The organism is Microbacterium sp. Cr-K32 (assembly GCF_000708345.1).
GTDB lineage: Bacteria > Actinomycetota > Actinomycetes > Actinomycetales > Microbacteriaceae > Microbacterium > Microbacterium maritypicum_A.
This window is the reverse complement of record NZ_JARD01000002.1, coordinates 1-2,054: the sequence shown is the minus strand read 5'-3', so window position 1 is coordinate 2,054 and position 2,054 is coordinate 1. Positions and strand designations below refer to the sequence as shown.

Sequence of the window (2,054 nt, the reverse complement as noted above, 5' to 3'; positions counted from 1 at the left end):
CCCGCCTCTCCGGCACCGGCCTCCATCCCTCCGCGACCGGCCGCCCCCGCGGCGCCCGTCCCCGAGGCGGGATCGCTCATCGCCTTCGTTCCCGGCATCACGCAGGACGCCCCCGTGCGGTCCGCGCCGGCGGTGGAGCCCGAACCCGAGATCGACGCGACCATCCAGCAGCACCCGGTGGCTCCCGTCGCACCGCCTGCGCCGCCAGTGCCCCCGGTGCCGGCAGCCGCGCCTGTCCCGGACGCCTCGGCTGTTCCTGCGGCTCCCTCCTCGGCGGTCGTCGAGGAGGACGATCTCGAGGACACCAGGATCAGTGTTCCGGGGCATCGCCTCGTCTTCACCTGGGATGACGGCACGCGAGTATCCGTCTCACGACGCACGGTGTTCGGGCGCAACCCTGCCCCGGAAGAGGGAGCCACGCTCGTCCCCGTGCGCGACGAGACGCTCTCCCTCTCGAAGACGCACTTCGAGGCCGCAGCGGAGACGTCGGGCGGGTGGGTGATGGATCGCCATTCCACGAACGGCATGACCATCGTGCGCGCAGGACAGCGGATCGCCTGCCCCGCGGGGCAGCGCGTGCCCGTGCGTCTGGGCGACGCCATCGAGATCGGCGACCGCATCGTCACGATCGGCGGCTACGCGTGAGGCCGGGACTCATCGTCTCGACCGGATCCGCGACGCATCCGGGGCTTCGGCGTGCGCTGAACGAGGACGCACATCTGGCGGCCGCTCCGATCTTCCTGGTCGCCGACGGAATGGGTGGCCACGAGGCCGGAGAGCGCGCGAGCGCCGCCGTGATCGCCGAGTTCGCGCGGTACATCGGACGTTCGGCGCTCGTGCTCGACGATGTCCGCCACGCGCTGTCGCTCTCGAGGGAGAGCGTGGAGGAGCTGTCCACCTCCGGCAACGGCCGCGCGGGGACCACTCTCAGCGGAGTGGTGATCGCGTCCGTCGACGGCATGGGGTATTGGCTCGCGCTCAACATCGGAGACTCGCGCACCTACCGCTTCGCCGACGGCGAGCTCGAGCAGATCAGCGTCGACCACTCCGTGGTGCAGGAGCTGATCGAGTCGGGCGAGCTCACGACCGAGGACGCCGTCTCCGATCGACGCCGCAACATCATCACCCGGGCCATCGGCGCGAGCAGCACGGGAGACGCCGACTACTGGATGTTCCCCGCAGAACTGGGCGACCGCATCCTGGTGTGCTCCGACGGACTCACCTCCGAGGTGCCGGACGCGCGCATCCGCGAGGTTCTGAACGCCGAGTCGGATCCGCAGCGGGCCGCTGATGTGCTCGTCGACGAGGCCGTCAGCGCCGGGGGCAGGGACAACATCACCGTCCTCGTCGTCGATGCCGTCTCCGTCGCCTCACGGCCGGGCACGCTGATGGCCACCGACACGGACATCGACCAGGACACACGTCCACGAGAAGCCGCAGCAGGAGGGGTTCGCTGATGCAGACCATCTACCGACCGGGACAGTGGTACCTGATCGTCATCCCGGGAGCGCTCGTCGCGCTGCCCCCCGACGTCCCGGGCGATGTCGTCGCGCGGCTGTGGGAGCGGATGCCGGAGGAGAAGACGCTCGCGACGGTCGTCGATGTGCTCACCGCACACGCGGGAGGCTCGTTCACGTCGCTGCCGTCCTTCGTCGCCGCCGTCGCCGAAGGTGCCGATGTGCGCATCGCCCTGCGAGGCGCGGTCTCCGCCCAGGTCGCGACCCCGACCGACTCGTTCGAGCTGTCCGGCGCTGAGGTCACGACCTGGAACGAGCGATTCCTCGGCGGTGCGTCGAAGATCGAGATCACCGTCGAGGCCCCGACCGACGCCGACGGCCTGCCCGTGCAGAGCGGCATCGTGCGTGCCGCGGCCGTGAGCGCCGAGCTCGAGCCGAGCGACGCCGATCCGCTCACCTCCGTGCTCGGGCCGTCGCCCGTGGTCGGCGCCGTGCTCTCGGAACCGGCTCTGCCCGAGGCCGTCGCCGCCGAGCCGGTCGTGCCGGAGCCCGAAGCGGAGCCCGAGCCCGCACCCGAGCCGGAGCCCGCACCCGAGC

The 2,054-nt window shown here is 71.3% G+C and carries 1 protein-coding gene and 2 pseudogenes; all 3 read left to right on the top strand.

Annotated features, from left to right (window positions below; all coding sequences use genetic code 11):
• Positions 1-645, top strand: a pseudogene (locus GZ64_RS19920) (FHA domain-containing protein); the annotation flags it as partial.
• Entirely contained in the window at positions 642-1,457 is an 816-nt protein-coding gene (locus tag GZ64_RS0100010; RefSeq protein ID WP_021198482.1) for a PP2C family protein-serine/threonine phosphatase, read from the top strand. The pseudogene GZ64_RS19920 and the gene GZ64_RS0100010, both read left to right, overlap by 4 nt.
• Positions 1,457-2,054 (top strand): annotated as a pseudogene (locus tag GZ64_RS19795) (FHA domain-containing protein); the annotation flags it as partial. The gene GZ64_RS0100010 and the pseudogene GZ64_RS19795, both read left to right, overlap by 1 nt.